Annotated in this window: 15 protein-coding genes and 4 pseudogenes; 10 read left to right on the forward strand and 9 right to left on the reverse strand. The window is 69.5% G+C overall.

The features are described 5' to 3' along the window. A partial coding sequence (locus IG64_RS02275) for a hypothetical protein (protein WP_199811487.1) occupies nt 1–245 on the reverse strand: 245 nt, incomplete at its 3' end. Nucleotides 246–476: 231 nt separating this feature from the next. Between IG64_RS02275 and IG64_RS40975 the strand changes: the two genes are divergently transcribed. Next, entirely contained in the window at nt 477–719 is a 243-nt protein-coding gene (locus IG64_RS40975) for a hypothetical protein (protein WP_037851361.1), read from the forward strand. A gap of 266 nt (nt 720–985) precedes the next feature. On the opposite strand, the pseudogene IG64_RS40000 reads toward IG64_RS40975, so the two are convergent. Beyond that, nucleotides 986–1,111, reverse strand: a pseudogene (locus IG64_RS40000) (IS481 family transposase); the annotation flags it as partial. A 776-nt stretch (nt 1,112–1,887) separates the two neighbouring features. Between IG64_RS40000 and IG64_RS02290 the strand changes: the two are divergent. Continuing rightward, nucleotides 1,888–2,835: an LLM class flavin-dependent oxidoreductase gene (locus IG64_RS02290; protein WP_037851366.1), complete on the forward strand. Its 948-nt coding sequence runs from the start codon at nt 1,888–1,890 to the stop codon at nt 2,833–2,835. Nucleotides 2,836–3,297: 462 nt separating this feature from the next. On the opposite strand, the pseudogene IG64_RS02295 reads toward IG64_RS02290, so the two are convergent. Then, nucleotides 3,298–3,468: pseudogene (locus IG64_RS02295) on the reverse strand (IS256 family transposase); the annotation flags it as partial. 432 nt (nt 3,469–3,900) lie between these two features. Here IG64_RS02295 and IG64_RS40980 point away from each other — a divergent pair. Beyond that, complete coding sequence (locus IG64_RS40980; RefSeq protein WP_051812266.1) at nt 3,901–4,263, forward strand: peptidoglycan-binding domain-containing protein; 363 nt, start codon at nt 3,901–3,903, stop codon at nt 4,261–4,263. A 166-nt stretch (nt 4,264–4,429) separates the two neighbouring features. On the opposite strand, the gene IG64_RS02305 is transcribed toward IG64_RS40980, so the two are convergent. Both IG64_RS02305 and IG64_RS02310 read right to left on the reverse strand, forming a co-directional pair. Beyond that, complete coding sequence (locus IG64_RS02305; RefSeq protein ID WP_037851368.1) at nt 4,430–5,290, reverse strand: helix-turn-helix domain-containing protein; 861 nt, start codon at nt 5,288–5,290, stop codon at nt 4,430–4,432. After that, nucleotides 5,287–6,012 (reverse strand): peptidoglycan-binding protein, encoded by a 726-nt coding sequence (locus tag IG64_RS02310; RefSeq protein ID WP_051812268.1) that lies wholly within the window; start codon nt 6,010–6,012, stop codon nt 5,287–5,289. Before IG64_RS02310 ends, IG64_RS02305 begins: the two co-directional genes overlap by 4 nt. 386 nt (nt 6,013–6,398) lie before the next feature. Here IG64_RS02310 and IG64_RS02315 point away from each other — a divergent pair, with 386 nt between their 5' ends. Continuing rightward, entirely contained in the window at nt 6,399–6,578 is a 180-nt protein-coding gene (locus IG64_RS02315) for a hypothetical protein (protein WP_037851369.1), read from the forward strand. A gap of 193 nt (nt 6,579–6,771) precedes the next feature. On the opposite strand, the gene IG64_RS02320 is transcribed toward IG64_RS02315, so the two are convergent. Continuing rightward, complete coding sequence (locus tag IG64_RS02320) at nt 6,772–6,972, reverse strand: hypothetical protein (RefSeq protein ID WP_037851372.1); 201 nt, start codon at nt 6,970–6,972, stop codon at nt 6,772–6,774. A gap of 107 nt (nt 6,973–7,079) precedes the next feature. Further along, nucleotides 7,080–7,559 carry a hypothetical protein gene (locus IG64_RS02325; RefSeq protein ID WP_037851603.1) on the reverse strand — a complete coding sequence of 160 codons (480 nt, stop codon included), beginning with the start codon at nt 7,557–7,559 and terminating at the stop codon, nt 7,080–7,082. A 91-nt stretch (nt 7,560–7,650) separates the two neighbouring features. Between IG64_RS02325 and IG64_RS02330 the strand changes: the two genes are divergently transcribed. The 5 genes and pseudogenes from IG64_RS02330 (at nt 7,651) to IG64_RS41880 (ending at nt 14,571) form a co-directional block, all read left to right on the forward strand. Beyond that, nucleotides 7,651–8,550 (forward strand): hypothetical protein, encoded by a 900-nt coding sequence (locus tag IG64_RS02330; RefSeq protein WP_234438355.1) that lies wholly within the window; start codon nt 7,651–7,653, stop codon nt 8,548–8,550. A gap of 25 nt (nt 8,551–8,575) precedes the next feature. Further along, a pseudogene (locus IG64_RS02335) lies at nt 8,576–11,427 on the forward strand (Helicase associated domain protein). Nucleotides 11,428–12,071: 644 nt separating this feature from the next. Then, complete coding sequence (locus IG64_RS02340; RefSeq protein WP_037851374.1) at nt 12,072–13,535, forward strand: amidase; 1,464 nt, start codon at nt 12,072–12,074, stop codon at nt 13,533–13,535. A gap of 348 nt (nt 13,536–13,883) precedes the next feature. After that, nucleotides 13,884–14,219 (forward strand): annotated as a pseudogene (locus tag IG64_RS41875) (transposase domain-containing protein); the annotation flags it as partial. Nucleotides 14,220–14,271: 52 nt separating this feature from the next. Next, nucleotides 14,272–14,571 carry a hypothetical protein gene (locus IG64_RS41880; protein WP_234438374.1) on the forward strand — a complete coding sequence of 100 codons (300 nt, stop codon included), beginning with the start codon at nt 14,272–14,274 and terminating at the stop codon, nt 14,569–14,571. Nucleotides 14,572–14,680: 109 nt separating this feature from the next. Here the strand turns inward: IG64_RS41880 and IG64_RS02350 are convergent, their stop codons facing one another. Then, nucleotides 14,681–15,586, reverse strand: coding sequence for an NADP-dependent oxidoreductase (locus tag IG64_RS02350; protein WP_037851376.1), 906 nt, complete (start codon nt 15,584–15,586; stop codon nt 14,681–14,683). A 114-nt stretch (nt 15,587–15,700) separates the two neighbouring features. On the opposite strand from IG64_RS02350, the gene IG64_RS02355 reads away from it, so the two are divergent. Continuing rightward, nucleotides 15,701–16,138, forward strand: coding sequence for a MerR family transcriptional regulator (locus IG64_RS02355; RefSeq protein ID WP_051812275.1), 438 nt, complete (start codon nt 15,701–15,703; stop codon nt 16,136–16,138). Between the two features lie 899 nt (nt 16,139–17,037). Here the strand turns inward: IG64_RS02355 and IG64_RS02360 are convergent. Then, on the reverse strand, nt 17,038–17,955 hold the full coding sequence (locus tag IG64_RS02360; protein WP_037851378.1) for a recombinase family protein: 918 nt from the start codon (nt 17,953–17,955) through the stop codon (nt 17,038–17,040). Nucleotides 17,956–18,078 lie beyond the last annotated feature (123 nt).

Raw genomic sequence — 18,078 nt, forward strand, 5'->3', positions numbered from 1 at the left:
GCGAGGTTCTCCTTGCGCACGGGTGCGTATCCGCTGTCGCACAGGGCGAGGAAGCCGGTCGTGGAGATGACGGTGGTCTCCTCGACCTCGTCCCAGCCGTCCTCGGCTCCGGGATCGGTTCCGGCGTAGAGGGTGACGACGGGGTTCTCCAGGGTGCTGCCGGCGTCGATGTGCAGCCAGTCCTTGCCCGCTGTCAGGAGTCCGTGGCCGTGCGGCTGGGGGCCGCCGGTGTCGGGGTCCATCACGGTCAGGTCGTGACGTCGGCCCAGCCGCGGCGATCCCAGCCGTCAATGCGGCCCCAAGGTGGTGCCGGAGCAGCTGGAACGCACGAGCGCTTGCGCCGAACGGGTGACATCTCGCTCTGTGGATGCACGTTCGGGTGCCTGAGGTGATCCTCGATGGTGCGCTTGCCGGCCTGGGCTTCCCGACCGAGGCCCCGGCGCTGGTGGGCGCGCTGGACCGGAAAGGAGCTGCTCATGACGAGTCGCATCGCACGCAACCTCGCCGCCGGGCTCACGGCGACGATGTTGGTCACGGGCGCAGGTGCCGTAGCGACAGGTACCGCATCCGCGGCGCCGTCGACCACGACGCCACGCCACGCCGCGCTGACCGTCGACAAGAAGTGCCACACGGTCAAGGGCCACTACCGGACGGTCACCGCTCACGGCAAGACCAAGCGGGTCTGGGTCAAGCCCCACCAGGTCTGCACCAAGAAGTAGCCGCTCGAGTTGCTGCCGGAGGCACGCCCGCCGACCCAGCGGTCGGCGGGCGGACGCCACTGCACCGCGCCCCCCTCCTGCCCCACCGCCTGGACGCATACCTGATCGGGGTGGGCGAATCGCCGGCGCAAACGTACCGGCGCCCCAGGGGGCGGCCGACTCGCCCCAGACCTGCGCTGCCCGGACACGTGGGAGGAGTTGGGCGCGTGTGCCGCGGGGTCCGCGTGCCCGCGACCGCCCCTTGGCGACCGGACGACCGGCCAGTTGTATTGGCCCGCAGGGTTGTTCACACGGTTGATCGGTGGCTGGCCTCCGAATGCGGTGTGGCAGCGGTGGTGGTTGCAGGTGGGCAGGAAGTCTGCCAGGGCGTCGGTGCGTTCGGTGTTGCTGGAGGGGGACTCGCTTGCGGAGGAGCGCGAAGCCAGCGAGGCCGAACATCTGACGTTTGAGCACCTTGATCCGGCACTCAACGTGTCCGCTTCACGGAGAGTGAGCCAGAGACTCACTTCGGGAGGCACCAAAGAATCGAACGGTCCGCGACCTACGGTCCACAGGACAACTGCTCAGTCCCACCATTCGTTGCCAGTGTGCCAGCGCCGCGCCCGCTCCTCGAAGCCCCATGCCTGGTCGCCAGGCACCAAGGTGGCGCCGACGTAGGCGATCATCCACACCTCGCCGCGACGGAGGCCGCTGGTCAGCAGGAGCCAAATCGATTGCCCGTGGAGGCCGGCGTGAAGATGGAACGCATCGTCGGCAAGGCCGCCGGCTGACGACCCGCGCCGCGCGCCCCGCCCCACCGGCCCTCCGGGCGGCCCGTGCGCGGCGGGGCCGTTCGGCGCACTCGGTGCGGCCCGGCCGGGGGGCGGCGTGGCGGCCGGAGCCCGCGAAGGCGGTGGCCGCGCCCGTCCCGGGGCCCGGGCGAAAGGCCAGCACAGAGGCTTCGGGCCGGCCCGGCCCGCTTCCGTGGCAGCGATCGCCCCGCCCCGCGCGCCTGCGCCGCTGGGGCCGGTCCGCGGACCTTTGCCCCCCATGGCCCGCTCACCGTCCGGGTCATTTCGCCGGCAACGTGACAACCCGTAGGAAATCGCCAGTTGACCTGCCGCACGACTTCGGCCGACTGCCGCTCGGCGAGTGGCGGCGCGGAGCCCGGCGAAGGCAGGCTGTGCCCATGGTGACGATCTCCATACAGGCGAACCTGACAGATGCGAAGTCTTGGACCGCCCTCGCCCAGCGGTGCGAGGCGGCGGGCTTCGACGCACTGCTCGCTCCTGACCACCCGGGTACGGTGGCGTCCCCGTTCGTCGCCCTCGCGGCGGCGGCATCCGTCACAGAACGCATCGGGCTCGGGTCCTACGTGTCCCACGCCGGCATCCGGGAGCCCCTGCTGCTCGCCAGCGACGTCGCGGCCCTCGACGTCCTGTCGGACGGGCGGTCCCGTCTGGCCCTGGGAGCCGGCCACACCCCGGCCGAGTGGGACATGCTTGGGTCGAGCCGCCCGGACGTGGCCGGGCGCGTGCAGCGCTTCACGGCGGTGGCGGAGGCGTGCCGTGCGCTGCTGGCGGGTGACGAGGTGACCGTCGACGGCCCGTACGTGTACGCACGGGCAGCGCGGTTGGACTCTCCCCGGCCCGTGCAGTCCCGGGTGCCGTTCACCTTCGGGGGCGGCAACTCCGCGCTGCTGCGGTGGGCCGGCCGGCACGCCGACGTCGTCGCCCTGAGCGGCCTCGGCCGGACGCTCGCGGACGGACACAGCCACGAGACGCGCTGGCGGGGTGAGGACATCGACTGGCAGGTGGAGCTGATCGAGCAGGGCGCCGTCGACCGGAAGGCCTCGCCACCTCGCGAGGCACTCGTCCAGGCGGTGGAGATCACCGACGACGCACAGGCAGCCGCGCACCACCTCGCCGAGCGGTTCGGCAGCACCGAACGCGAGGTCCTGTCCTCGCCGTACGTCTGGGTCGGTACCGAGGACGAGATCCTGGCGGCGATGGCGGACCACGAGCGACGCTGGGGCATCACCCGGTACGTTGTGCGCGAGCCCGATCTGGACGCCGCCGAGAGCCTGGTCACTCGTCTCCACGGCGGAGGCGGGACGGTTCAGCAGGCCGCGCACTGATCACCCTGAGAACGGGCCTCCTTCAGCACGTCCGGACGAACCTCCCGCCGGACGATCGCCGTACCGGCCCTCGTCCGCAGGTCCGGGCGAAAACCAGTGGCAGCGCACCGGGCCGGGCCGGTGGGAGCACAGCGGGCTCCGCTCCGTGGTGCGAGCGCGGGCGCACGGACCCGGTCGCACCGGCAGGCCGGCCCGGGGACCGATCGCGTCCGCCGGTGCCGACCGGCGCCGGACAGCGGATCTGCGTTGACCGAGCAGCCCAGCTTTCGGTGCCTTCGGTGACGCAGTCCTGCGGGACTACCGGCGTGAGTAGCGCCTTCGTGGCAGTTGTCGACCTCCACGAACAGCAGCGGCACCCCGGACCCGGGTGCGGTGAGCACGATGTCCGGGATCGCGCCGCCCTTACCCGGCGCGGTCCACGTCCCGGTTGGTGGCAGCGGCACCTCGGTTGCGTAGGAGGCGATGGTGCCCAGCCCGCCCGGCCTCGTCCCGCTCGCCCACCAACTCAGCTACGTACTGGTTGACCTCGGCCTCCAGAGCCGCGGCGAGCATCCGACGGGCGCCCTCACGGACGATGTCGTCCATCAGGGAGCCGCTCTGAGTGGTGCCGTCCTCGGTGACTACGCTCAGCACGGGCGTGCCTTCCCGACCCGCGCTGCAACGCGGGCCTACTCGATGACCAGAAGTCGATCACTCGGGAAGGTACGCCCTCCGCGTTCCGCGAGGCACCCCTCCCGAGTTCGATCCACAGGTCTTGAGCATTGCTCCCAACGTGGCATATTCCGCCCCATACCAGTAGTCAACCTGATGAAGCATTGGAATCATCCAGTACCCGCGGGGCCCGACACAGCTGGCCTTCAGGTCACCCGCCTGTCCACCCGGCATCCCAGCCCGTCCCACACACAGAACCATCCCAGCAGGTCAGCAAGTGGGGCGTCCCTTGAAGCCCTCAGTCTCACGCCATTCCTGGCATCCGACATCGACTCCCCGGCAGTCTCGGTGGTGCAAGCCAGGCGGCACGGTCCGCCCCACCCTCAATTGCCAAAGGGGAAAATGATCATGCGAATGCGTAAGTATCTGGCTGCGCTGACGGCAACCGCAGCGCTGGTCGGAGGGGGCACTCTGGTCGGCGTCGCGGGGGCTACCCCGGCCGCTGCGAGCAACACCTGCAACCTGTACGCCAAGGAGTCCACCATCGGGGTCGGCAACGCCGGATCCTCTGTCGAGCGGGCCCAGTGCGAGGTCAACTACGACATGCGATACCACTCCGGTTACCAGGCCATCGCCGAGGACGGCAAGTTCGGCTCCAAGACCAGGGCTGCGGCGCAAGCCTTCCAGGCCTGCGTGGGCCTCACCACCGACGGCATCGTCGGCCCGAACACCTGGTCTTGGCTGGACGCCTACTACATGGAGGGTTCCAGCTGCTGATCGCGACCCACGATTCCTGAAGCCGCCAGGGGCATACCGCCCTTGGCGGCTTCGGGTACTGCGGGGTGTTGCAATGGCAGGGGGCGAAAAGGGTCGAGATTGACCTCCCCGCCTGCGGGCGGGACCGCCTTGCGGAGCCGGCAGGCCCTGGCGACGTTTCGACCTCTCACCGCAGGAAGCATTCGTTGTGTCCGCCGGCCGGTTTGTAGCACGCCTGAAGTCCGGTGAGGTCACTGCCGTCCGTCATGGGAGTGATGAGGGGGCCCTCCGCGTCGTACTTGTCGGAGACTTCGGCTTGCTGGGGTGCTCTGCCGGGGACGGACACGATGAGTGTGTCTCCGACATGCGCGCTCCCCACCACTGCCCACGCCGCACGGCACTGCGTGCTGTATACGACTTCCAGGCGCACTCCGGGAGAGATCTGTTGACCGCGTAGTATTTTTTCCTGGCTGGGCATGGCGCAGCCCATCGCTGTTGGCTGGTGCCCCGCACACGTCCGGGCGTGGCATCCGGGAGCAGCCGGTGCCGAGGACGCCGACTGCGGGGGCTTCTCTGCGGTTGTACGAAGCAGCGCTGCCACACCTATCGCGGCCGTGATCCCGACCATGCACGCAGCGGCGAAGGCGCGCCGGTGCCGCTGGATGCCCCCTCTGCGCGCCGGACCAGGAGTGGCATGGTCAGGAGATGTTCTGGGATCGCTCGGTCGGTTGCCGTGTGAGGATGTCGCGGCTCTCTCGGCAGTGGGGGGCACTGTCCTGTGGGCGCGTCCGCTCCACTCCAGGTCGGCCAGTTCCCACAGTGCCAGCAGACGCCCCGGGGGTTCTTGCGCCATCGTGCACAGCGCTTCGACGGCTTGTCGCGGGGCAAGCTGCTTGCCGTTGAGGTAGCGCTCCCAGGAGGACTTGCTGTACTTGGTTCGCTCGGCCAGGGTGGCCATGCTCAGGCCCGTCCGGGTCCTGAGCACACGCAGTTCCTTTGCCAGCCGTACGCAGACGGGCTTGGCACTGGGCGGTGCGGTGTCCGTCATTTGCGCAGTGCCTGCCAGGTGTGCGGGCCCACTTGTCCGTCGGGAAGCAGGCCGGCATTGTCCTGCAGGCGCTTGACCGCGCGGATCGTGTTCGGCCCGTAGACACCGTCCACGACGCCTGGGTCGAACCCGTGGTGCCGCAGGAGGCATTGGGCCTCGACGACATCCCAGTCCGGTCCGGAGAGCAGCGCGGTGCTGGTGGTGCTGTAGCCCGCGTAGAGCAGTCCGTTGTGGCGTTTGACCACACAGGTGTACGTCTTGCCCGCCTTGTAGGCGAAGGCTGTGTGAGCCGGGGAGGACGGATGCCCGTGCTCCCACGGCGCGGCGACCAGGACCCCGGCGACCAGCCCGCCGAGAACAACGGCCAGCAGGATGCCGATCGACGCCCTGCGCCGCGCGCCCCGCGCCCGAGGTGGTTCTGTCGTTTCCGAATGGCTGGGTTTCTGCCGCCATGCCTCCTCAGCCACTTCGTGGAGAGCCAGAAGCCGTGTCGGGTCGACACCTCCGACCCGCGCCAGCGCTTCCACCGCCTGCCGCGGCGGAAGCGCCTTCCCGTTGAGGTAGCGCTCCCAGGAGGCGCGGCTGTGACCCGTCTTGGTCTGCAACGACGACAGACTCAGCCCGGTGTGGTCCTTCAGCCTGCGCAGTTGAACGACCAGGCTCCGCACCCGCTCGTCAAGAGATTCGGGTAATTCGCGCCAACGTGGCATGTTCCACCCCATACCAGTAGTCAAGCTGATGAAGCATTGGAATTATCCAGTGCAGGCGGACTCCAATACAGGCTCCCGTCAGGTCAGCCGCATCCCATCGCGTCTCACACACAGAACCGTCATAGCAGGTCAGCCAGCGGGACGTCCCATGAAGCCCTCAGTTCCGCGCCACCGCTGGCAGCCGGCATCGGCTCCCCTGCAGTCTCGGTGGTGCAAGCCGGGCGGCGCGGCCCACCCCGCGCCGCCCTCAACCGCCAAAGGGGAGATCGATCATGGGAATGCGTAAGAGCCTGGCTGCGCTGACGGCAACCGCAGCGCTGGTCGGAGGCGGGGCTGCTGTGGCCCCCGCCGCGAGTGCAGCTTCTGGCGGCACCGCTCCCGCCTGCATCCAGCGAACCGTGTACGCCCACCCCGAGGGTTACACACAGGTGTACCTCTACAACACGTGCGGCAAGACCATGCACGTCAACATCGTGGTGAAGTACGGCCCTGACATGGGGTGCAAGGCGATCACGAACAAGCACCAGCTCTACTACGTGATCAACTGGGGGACGTACCAGAAGACCGTCGTCTGCTGATCGAACCCCGATGCCCACCACCGGCTGACCTGCACACGGACCGCGTCCCCCCTCGTACAACGAAAGCGGCACGTGGTCCTTCGGCGTAGCACCCCCCCCTTGACGCTGCAGCTACCCCGTGACTTGGCGCCAAAGAGGTGTCCGCGGGAGCGCTCTGGCGGCGCTCCGCCGACGGCAGGCCTCCGGCAAAAGGTCAGCAGGGGGCCGCGAGTTCCTCGATCTGGTCGGCCAGCCGCTGGTCGGGATGGTGGAACTCGCCGCAGACCTCCTCGACTCTGAGACGCTCTACAGGTCCCCGCAGAGTGGCAGCCTGCGGGGCGCGCGGCCGGTTCGGCCGGGTGCGGTGGTGGGCGTGGACGACGATGTCGAAGTCCAGGTCGAGAGCCTGGCGCATCCAGTGGTCGGCATCGCGGAGTTCACAGCGGCGCAGCGGGGGGCGAGCGGATCTTCGCTGCCGACGGCGGAGCGGCACCACCACAGCGGCTCTTTGCTCGACGACCGCTATGCGGCAGCCAGTGTGGCTTCAGGTCCGAAGACGTCGTCGAATGGGTGTGCTTGCTCTGTGCGGATGAGGTGGAAGGCCCCGCTGTGGTGGCGGAGGGCGTGGGCGGTGTAGTGGACCACTTCGGCCGGGGTGAGCACTTTGAGGTCGCCGAAGACGTAGTACAGCGGAGTGGGGGCGTGGATCGCGGTGAAGAGGAGACCGGCGTTCACCGTGTCGGTGCTGACCGCGTAGCGGTGGGAGTCGGTGCTGGGCATCCGGTCCTTGGCATCGATGGTGACGAGGTCGGCGCCCCGGGCCGCGATCAGGTCAGGGAACTGCCGCAGGGCGGAGCGGGTTCGGCGCAGGGCTTCCTGTACGGCGGGTGGGAAGGTGCCCTGCCCGCAGGGGTGGACGGTCCAGCCGCGTGCCCGTAAAGCGGCTGACACCCGCCGTTCGTGCGCCTCGCCCACTGCCTGGCGGTCCTGCCACTGCCTCACTGCGGCCCCCTCGGCTACGTTCCACAAGTCATCGGCGTGGTACCAAGTGTTCACTGTTCGTACTACCCATCCGATGACTATGATGCCCCTCATGGCGGCATACGTTGACCCACACTTTCGTCCCACGCTCTGGCCGGGGACGCCCGTGCCCGCACCGCAGTTACGGCCGCTGACCGGCGCGCGGGCAGAGGGCGAGTGGATCGTCTGGGAGCCGCATCTGCGCTCCGAGGTGGAAGGCGTTGCGCTGCCGGAGGACTTCTACCTGCGAGAGTTCATGGAGCTGGAGCCCGCAGATCTCGACGCTGCGGCCGCCCTGATGCGCGCCTACGGACACCTCGGCGGCAGCATCGGCACCGGCAGCTGGGACGAAGACGAGTACGAGCGCCTCAAGGAACTCGCCGAAAGCCTGCACCCGAGCAGCGGACCGTTCGCCCTGCGCGGCGAACTGGCAACGCTGTACGTCACTGAGGCGCAGGCGGCCATCACCACCTGGCTGGCCCTACGGCGCGAGGGCGGCCTCGACGCGCTCGTCGAGGCCGAAGTGAGCGAGGAAGAGCTGGCACGGCTGCAGTCCGAGAACACACACCGGGACGAGGCGTGGCCGCGCGACCTGGACCATCTGCGCGAGATCGCCCTGGACATGAGGGTCAGCGACCTGGTGCATGAGCTGAACGCGGCGCTCAAACCGTTCAGCATCGGCATCGGCAGTCTCGACGACCGCTACCCCAGCATCCTCTCGGTCGTCTTCCTCCAGCTGTACAACCACCTCGCCGAAGGCGCCACGATCCGCGAGTGCGCCAACGAGACCTGTCGGCGGAACTTCGTACGCCAGCGCGGCCGCGCCGAATACGGACAGAACCGCACCAGCGGCATCAAATACTGCACCCGCGAATGCGCACGCGCCCAGGCACAGCGCGAACTTCGACGACGCCGCAAGCAGCAGTCCCCGCCCGCAGCGCCCCACCCCACGGTCAGCGCACCCCAGCCGTGAGCCGATACCCCGCAAGGAGCCTGACGTGATCAGCCTGCGAGAACACCAGGCACATCCGTAAATGGGTGGGGTTTCCTACAAGGTCCTCCGTGCCCCCGCAGGGCGCCCGGGCCACGATCGTCTCCGCCACCGGGTCGGGCAAGACGATCACAGCCGCCGCCTGCGCGCTGGAGCGCTTCCGGGAAGGCCGGCTCCTTGTCACCGTGCCCACCCTGGACCTGCTCGTGCAGACCGCCCAGGCGTGGCGCCTGGTGGGCCACCGCGCCCCGATGGTCGCCGTGTGCTCACTGGAGAACGACGCGGTCCTCAACGCGCTGGAAGTGCGGACCACCACGAACCCGATCCAGCTCGCCCTGTGGGCCAGGTCCGGGCCGGTCATCGTGTTCGCCACGTACGCCTCCCTGGTGGACCGCGAGGATGCCGAAGATCCGACCGGACCGCGGAAGGTTCGCGGGCCGCTGGAGGTTGCCCTGGCGCGCGGGGACCGGCTCTACGGGCAGCGCATGGACGGCTTCGACCTCGCCATCGTGGATGAGGCCCACGGAACGGCCGGTGATCTCGGCCGTCCGTGGGCGGCGATCCACGACAACACCCGGATCCCGGCGGACTTCCGGCTCTACCTGACAGCGACCCCGCGCATCCTGGCGGCTCCCCAGCCACGCAGGGGCGCGGACGGCCAGGAGGCGGAGATCGCGACCATGACCGACGACCCGGACGGAAGGTACTGCGCGTGGCTTCCCGGCGCCGAGCTGGGTCTGTCGGGGGCGATCGAGCGGGGAATCCTCGCCGGGTTCGAGATCGACGTCCTGGAGATCCGCGACCCCTCCCCCGTCCTTGAGGAGTCGGAGGAGGCCCGGCGCGGCCGGCGCCTGGCCCTGTTGCAGACCGCGCTCCTGGAGCACGCCGCCGCGTGGAACCTCCGCACGGTCATGACGTTCCACCAGAAGGTCGAGGAAGCCGCCGCCTTCGCGGAGAAACTGCCCGAGACGGCAGCCGAGCTCTACGTGAACGACGCCTCCGACGAGGACCTGGCCGCCGCGGACAAACTGCCGAAGTCCTCGATCGACGCGGAGTTCTACGAGCTGGAGGCCGGCCGCCACGTACCCCGGACCGGGTGTGGTCGGCGTGGCTGTGCGGCGACCACCTCGTAGCCGAGCGGCGCGAGGCCCTGCGCCAGTTCGCCAACGGCATCGACGCGGCCGGGCGCCGGGTCCACCGCGCGTTCCTCGCCTCGGTGCGGGTGCTCGGAGAGGGCGTGGACATCACCGGCGAGCGAGGAGTCGACTCGATCTGCTTCGCCGACACCCGCGGCTCCCAGGTGGAGATCGTGCAGAACATCGGCCGCGCACTCCGCCTCAACAAGGACGGCAGCACGAAGGTGGCCAGGATCATCGTGCCGGTGTTCCTGGAGCCCGGCGAGGACCCGACGGACATGGTCGCCTCCGCGAACTTCAAGCCGCTCGTGGCTGTGCTCCAGGGCCTGCGCAGCCACGATGAGCGCCTGGTCGAGCAACTCGCCTCCCGCGCCCTCACCAGCGGCAAGCGCACAGTCCACGTGCAGCGGGACGAAAACGGGCGGATCGTCGGGGCCGGCGGCGAGAGCGACGGCGAGGACCAGGAGCAGGACGTCACCGACGCCGCTGCCGAGTCGGCCCTCCTGCACTTCTCCAGCCCGCGCGACGCAGCGACGATCGCCGCGTTCCTGCGCACCCGTGTCTACCGGCCGGAATCCCTGGTGTGGCTGGAGGGCTACCAGGCCCTGCTGCGCTGGCGGAAGGAGAACCAGATCACCGGTGTCCACGCCGTGCCCTACGACGTCGAGGTCGAAGTCGGAGCGACGAAGGCCTTTCCGCTTGGCCGATGGGTCCACCAGCAGAGGAAGGCGCTCCGGGCCGGGGAACTGGAGGAGCGGCGCAAGACGCTGCTGGACGCGCCGGAGGCCGGGATGGTCTGGGAGCCCGGTGAGGAAGAGAACAAACTCGCCGCGCTCCGGTCCTACCGGCGAGCCACCGGGCACCTCGCACCGCGCCAGGACGCCGTGTGGGGCGAGGGCGAGGCGATGGTGCCCATCGGACAGCACATGGGCAACCTCCGCCGCAAAGGCGGGCTCGGGAAGGACCCGAAGCGCGCGGAGGAGCGGGCGAAGCAGCTGGCCGAGATCGACCCGGACTGGAACTGCCCGTGGCCGCTGAACTGGCAACGCCACTACCGCGTCCTCGCCGACCTCGTCGACGCCGACGGCCACCTGCCCCACATCACACCCGGCGTCCACATGGACGGCGACGACATCGGCAGCTGGAGGTGGCGACAGCAGGAACCCAACACCTGGACACAGCTCCTCCCCGAACAGCGCAAGCGGCTCACCGCGCTCGGCATCAAACCGCCGGAGACACCCGCCCCCGCGGTGGCGGCGGCCGGCGCGGCCATGGGCCCCGGGAAGGCGAGGAGTAAGGCTGAGGCGGCGTTCCAGCGGGGTCTGGCAGCCCTGGCGCAGTGGGTGGAGAAGGAGGGGCAACGGTCCGTCCCGCGCAGCACGTGGCGGAGATCACGGTCGACGGCGAAGCGGAGCCAGTGCCGGTGAAACTCGGGGTGTGGATCTCCAACACCAAGAGCCGACGGGACAAGCTCACCGCGGAACAGCGCGCCGCCCTCGCCGCGCTGGGCATGGAATGGGCGGGCGCGGTGCCGGCCATCGAGGCCGCCCCGGAGCCGCCCGCCTCGCTGCCCGCGCCGCCAGCGGCCCCGGCGAAGCGGCGGGTACGGGAACACCACGAGGAGTGCGACGAGGAGCTGTACGAGGGCGGAAACTGCACCTGCTCGTCCATCAAGCGGTTCGGACCGCCCTCCGAACGCGAGAACTACTGGGACAACCTCTGACCTGCAAGGACGCCGCTATGCCAGGGCCGCAGCGAGCGGTCGGGCGCAGGCAGAGGCCCGCGCCCGAGCCGAACAGCAGGCAGCCGACGAAGCCGGGGCACCGAACTGTGCGTACGGCGGGGTGGTGGAGGAACTCGCGGTGGAAGTCATGGCGCAACTGCCGAACGATCAGGCCCGCGCCAGGAGGTGACGGTGCTCGTGGAGATCGCGCGACTCGATCCGCGAACCTGGCCGGTCCGTGACCCCGGTTCGGTAGAGGAGATCCGGGAGGCGTTCGGACGGCGTGCTGGATCCAGTTCATGCCGCACGCCGGTGCGAACGAGGTCCGTGACATCGGGTGGGCGGACTGATCTCAGGGCTGTCGGCGGCGGAGGACCTCGCACCACTCCCGGAGCCGGTCCTCGAGGACGAGGTTGTCGCCGCGGCTGAGGTCTGGAGCAGCTGGGCGTACACGGTTGCTTCGGCGGCGAGACCGGCCGAGCTACCCAGGATGGGGAAGGGGGCGCGGACGCGGGCGGCGACGTTGGGCTCGAGGTGTAGGCGTAGAGGGTGACGCAGTCGACGCCCTGGGGGCTTGGCCGGTTGCCACGAGGGTGCTTCGTGACGTTCCCTGGCAGAGGCAGAACCGAGGAAAGGGTGGGCATATGACGGAGAGCCCCGTGTCGAGCGAGGAACTCGCGTGGCTGGACGCGACGGCGCAGGCCGACCTGGTGCGGCGCGGCCTGCTGACGCCGCGTGAACTCGTCGAGGCCGCCATCGAACGGATAGAGCGGCTCAACGGCACACTCAACGCCGTCATCACCCCCTTGTATGAGAAGGCCCTCGCCGATGCGGAGGCGTCCGGGCTGCCCCATGGCCCGTTCCGCGGCGTGCCGATGCTGCTGAAGGACGCCCTGTGCCAGACCGCGGGTGATCCGTACTACGGGGGGATGCGCGCGCTGCGGGACCGCGGCTGGCGGGCTCGTGAGGACTCCACCCTGGCGGCACGGTTCCGGTCGGCTGGTTTCGTCTTCTGCGGCCGGACGAACCTTCCCGAGCTGGCCACCAGTGTGACCACGGAGCCGTTGGCCCACGGGGCGACGCGCAACCCGTGGGCCCTCGATCGATCGCCTGGCGGCTCGAGCGGTGGGTCGGCGGCGGCGGTCGCCGCCGGCATGGTCCCGGTCGCGCACGGCAACGACATGGCCGGCTCGATACGGATGCCCGCCAGCGCCTGCGGCGTCGTCGGCCTGAAGCCCACTCGGGCACGGTCCTCGTTGGGCCCACAGTACGGCGAGTACTGGGGCGGGGTGACACACGAGCACGTGCTGACCCGGTCGGTGCGTGACACCGCCGCCGTGCTCGACGTGACAGCCGGTGCGGCAGTCGGTGACCCGTACGCGGCGGCGCCCCCGACGCGCCCCTACCGCGAGGAGGTCGGAGTCGATCCGGGCACACTGCGGATCGGGTTCCGTACGACCCCGCCGGGTGCGACCGATCCGGCCCACAAGGAATGTGTGGCAGCCGTCGAGCACGCGGCCCGGCTGCTCGACCGCCTCGGCCACCACGTCGAGCCGACACCGGCGGCGGCGCTGGACGCACCCGAGCTGTTCCAGGCCCTGCCCACCCTCTTCTCAGCCATATTGGCCTGGGAGTTGGGGCAGTGGTCGCAGCGTCTGGGCGAACCGCTCGAACCCGCCGACCTGGAGCCGATGAACGGGGCGCTCGCGGAGGCGGGCCGCTCGGTCACGGCCGCGCAGTGGCTCTCCGGCATACAGGCGTGGCAGAAGTGGGCACGAGGTGTGGCCGGCTTGTGGGAGACCGAGGTCGACGTCCTGCTCACGCCGACGCTGCCCACTCCCCCGCCGCGCCTCGGTGAGCTCGCCCCGAACGCGAAAGCTCCGATGGACCTGGTGGCCGATGTCGCAGGATGTATCGCCTTCACCTTGCCGTTCAACGTCACCGGCCAGCCCGCCGTCTCCCTACCCCTGCACCGCACCTCCGACGGACTTCCCATCGGCGTGCAGCTCGTCGCCGCGCACGGCCGGGAGGACGTGCTGATCCGATTGGCCTCCCAGCTCGAGCGGGCCGCTCCGTGGTCCGGCGCGCACCCTCCGTTCTCCGCCTGAGGGCTTGCAGATCATTACTGACAGTGGCGGTGTTGCCTGGCACGTCGAGGATGCGGGTCTCGACCCTTCCTTCACCGACGACGTATTGGACCCTGTTCACGTCAATGCCGGTGACTTAGGGCATCAGTGCAGGTAGAGCGTGTGTGACGACTGTTCTGGTGAGTAGAACCCTGGGATGCACAGGTGGTCGCCACGAACTGATGATGCGCCAGGTGATCTCGGGACAGGGCAACGGGGCTCCCGGTAGGACAGGAGATCGACCAAGATCCGACTGCCTCGGAGGGAGCCCCGTTGGGCGCTCAGTCTGCCATCGCTGTTGCCCCAGCCGTCACCACGGCGGTCCGTCCGGTGCCATCTCGAAGTCCCCGAAGGCGGTCGGAACCGCAGTTCGGCGACCGGATCCGGCTCGGTGTACTCACCGAGGAGATCACACCCGAAGTAGTCGACGAAGTATTGGAGTTGACCGGCAGGGCCGAGCGCCGCCGCAGGCTTCTGCCGGCCCGCGCGGTGGTCTACTTCGTCCTGGCTCTGTGCTTGTTCAGCAGCTCTGACAGCACCGGGCCGCCGGGATACCGGGCGGTCCTGCGGGCCCTGACCGAGAAACTGCGGCACCTGCCGGGCGGGGTCCTTCAGCGCCTGCCCACCAGTTCGGCCCTCTACCCGAGCCCGCCAGCGCTTGGGAGACAAGCCGTTGCAGGCCCTTTTCGAACGCCGGTGCGGCGCCCAGGCGACACCCATGACCCCAGGAGCATTCGCCTTCGGTTTGCGGCTGGTCGGCTGGGATGGCACCGCGCTGGACGTTCCGGACAGCCCCGAGAACGCCGCGACGTTCGGATTCACCGGCCGCGGCGGCACCAACAAGGGCGGAAACCCACAGGTCAGACTGATGGCTTTGATCGAGTGCGGCACCCACGCCGTCATCGACGCGGCCTTCGACTCGATCGCCAGGATATTGGAGCTTCCGCAACTTCGTGAGCACTTCCGCATGATCCTGGGCACTGATCGAGCATTTCCACGCGATCACGAAAAGCGGTGACTTTCAGTAGCTGTCGACGGTCGTGTGCTAGCGATCTTCCGGTTTGAGTGGCTACCGCTGCCCGCCAAGTCTGAGTCCGTCTCCGTCTTCCCTGTGTACGGCAGGTGGATCAGATGGTGACCACGATCTTTCCCTGCACGTGTCCCCACTCGGAGTGAGCATGCGCCTTTGCGATCTCCTCCAGCAGGTAGGTCTGTTCGATACGCGGCACGTAGCGGCCCTGCTCGCCGAGAGCGCCCGCTTCGGCCAGGAGCGTGGCGTCGTTGACCGCGTTGGCCACCCGGACGCCCAGACGCTGTGCGTTCACGTGGTCGGCGACCGTCACCACGCGGTCCGGGTCACCGACGATGTCAACGAGATCGGCCAGGGAGCCGGAAGCGGCGGCATCGAGGACGAGGTCGACTCCGCTCGGGGTCAGGCTGGCGAGACGTTCCGCCAGGCCCGCGCCGTAAGTCACGGGAAGGGCGCCCAGGGAGGTGAGGAACGCGTGGTTGCGCTCACTGGCCGTCCCGATCACGGTGGCCCCCAGGGCGCGGGCGATTTCGACCGCCGCGCTGCCGACTCCTCCGGCAGCCCCTTCGATCAGGAGGGTGCGCCCCTCCAGCTGACCGAGTGCCTTGAGTCCGCCCAGCGCCGTCACGGATGCCAGGCCGGCCGCAGCGGCCTCCGTGTCGCTCCAGTTGGCGGGGGCGGGAGCCCAGGCCGAGAGGACGGCCAGCTCGGCCGTCGCACCCGTTACTCCGCCCAGGCCGAAGACGCGGTCACCGATCTCGACCGACCTGACCCCCTCGCCCGTCCTGTCCACCAGACCTGCGACGTCGCGCCCCGGGATCGCCGGCAGATCGATCGGGAGGAAGTCGCGCACCGATCCATTGCGCACCTTCCAGTCGACGGGGTTGACGCTGGCCGCCGTGACACGGACGCGGATCTCTCCGGGACCGGGCAGCGGGTCCGGGGCCTGCTCGATGACGAGGGTGTCCGTGCCGCCGTACTCGTGGTAACGGGCTGCGCGCATGATGACCTGCCTTGTTTGTCCGGTTGGCCTGGTATGCCTTGACGTCGACTATGCTAAAACCTGACGTTGACGTGAGGTGCAAGTCGACGCGTCAGCCGGGAAAGCGGAGGACACATGCGGATCGGTGAGGTGGCCCGCCAGGCCGGGGTGAGCGTGAGAGCTCTGCGCTACTACGAGGAGCAGGACCTGTTGCAGGCCGAGCGGAGCTCCGGCGGGCAGCGTCAGTATCCGGACTCTGCCGTCGACCGGGTCCACCTGATCCAGCAACTGTTCGCAGCCGGGCTGCCGAGCAGGTCTGTGCGGGAGGTGCTGCGCTGCGTGCAGTCCGGAACGGTGTTGCCGGGCCTGCTGGATCGGCTGGAGAGCGAGCGTGCGCGGATCGACGGACGGATCAACGAACTTCTCGCTGCGCGTGACCGGCTCGACGGCGTGATCGCCACCACGCGCAACCCTCCACCCGAGTGCACCCACGCCCAGACGTTGGACGGCCCGGCTCTCAGTGCTGCACCGAGCGGCAGCCACAGGTCCGCACTCGGAGCGACGGACAGGTGAGAGCCACTCGTACCACTCTGCGCATGATCGACTGTCGAAGACGATGCCCATGGCGTGCGGAAAGCCGGATCGCCGCAGCAGAAGCCACTCTTGAGCCACTGCAGGCGCCAGCTCTTGAGGGAGGCGGCGACAATGGCCTTGCCACTGCCGTCACGGACGATCTTGTTCGGCAGGGTGGCCCTCTGCAGTATCGGAATCGGCGGTGGCGCGCGCTCTCGCCGCGGCCGGCATCCGCATCCTGGTCGCGGGCAGGAACACGAGCCGCGGTGAGGCCGTGATGGCGGACATCACCCGTCATCATGGGGCGGCCGTCTTCCTGCCGAGTGAGCTGGATCGGCGGCCCGCCGAGGTGCGCCGGTGCAACAGGGCCCTTCCCCTGCCCCGACCCTGTCCGTTGTCCGCTCTGCGCCCCGCTCGCCCCTGAGCGGTCCCTCACCCGACCCGGAAAAGCCCCGGACAGACGCACCACATGGGCGGCTGTGCACCTAACGTGGCGATGATGCCCCGGCCTGGACCGCGCACCTGACACAACCCCTCTCTTCATGAGGAGGATCCATGCTGTCAAGGGGCAGTTCGGCGCTGGGGCGCATCGCCGCGCGGGGCACGGCCATGATCACGGGAGCAGCGATGGACGTCATCACCGGCCTCGCCGCCGCTCCCGCGGTCCATGCGTCACCGTCTGCCGACAGGGGCCCTGCGGTGGGCACCGTGTGACGCCCCGGAGAAGCCGGGAGCCGAGTGCGCCACTCTTTCAGTGCCCGTCGACTGGGCCCACCCGAAGGGTCCGAGACTCGACCTTGCCGTGGCCCGCCGCAAGGCCACCGGCCCCGGCGCACGCGTCGGCTCGATGGTGTTCCGGCCGCGGGGATCAATGGAACCGTGGTTATCGATGAGAACGATCATGATTCGGTCGGCGCGAGCGCGCTGACCCGGTTCTCGTACTCGCGGCGGGCTTTGCGCTGGGCGGGGACGCCCTGGGGGCCGTCGAGCGGCTGGCAGCGATCGAGCAACTGGCGGTGCACCGCGGGGGCGGCGGTGACGCGCAGGGTGTAGCCCTGGCCGCGCCGCACCGCGAGGCCCTGGTCGAGGGCGGCGCGGTGGGCGGGCTCCAGGTCGGTGGTGGGGAGGAAGTCGGCGACCTTGCCGGGCATGTCGAGGGCGACCGGCAGCTCGGGGGCGGTGCCGTCTTCGTTGGCGTCGGTGTGGTCGGGCAGGAGGTCTGCGACGGCGGTGCGGATGGCGCCGCGGCTGACGCCGTGGTCGCGGGCGAGGGCAGCGATGGAGCGGCCTTCCAGGTACGCGGTGCGGACGGCGCTGGTCTTGTCGGCCGCGACGGCGGGGCGTCGGCCGCCCTTGCTGCCCTTGGCCTCGGCGGCGCGCAGGCCATCGTAGGTCAGCTCGCGCTGGAGGTCGCGTTGGAGTTCGCCGGCGGCGGCGAGGGTCTGCACCATGAACTTCACGGTGGACAGCAGCTCTCCGGTACGCGGGTGGCGGGCGGTGAGGTCCATCGCGGAGAACGCGCCGTCGTGGATGCGCAAGGCGAGGCGGTCGCGGTGGAGGACGTCGAGCACGTCGAGGATGTGCCCGGTGCCGCGCACGAGGCGGAACATCTCGGAGATGTGGACGGTGTCGCCCGGCCGCGCGTACGCCAGCAGCTCGGCGAACTTCGGCCGCTGGAGGGGATGGAGGCGGCTGGAGGTGCCGGGGGCCTCCTCGAAGACGACCGGGTCCTCGATGTCGGCCTCGTCCAGGACGAGGTTCTGCCGGGCGGTCGACTGCTGGTCGGTCGAGACCCGCTTGTAGACCAGGTTCGCCACCGGGTACCCCCTCCGCACGGAGGATCGGACCCTATCTGTCGTCAAACCCTGTCAGCAATCACCATCGGATCTGATTGGATCGACGTCGCCCCAATACCCCAAATGTCCGGGTTCATTGGACGC

It is taken from the genome of Streptomyces sp. NRRL S-340, assembly GCF_000720185.1.
Taxonomy (GTDB): domain Bacteria; phylum Actinomycetota; class Actinomycetes; order Streptomycetales; family Streptomycetaceae; genus Streptomyces.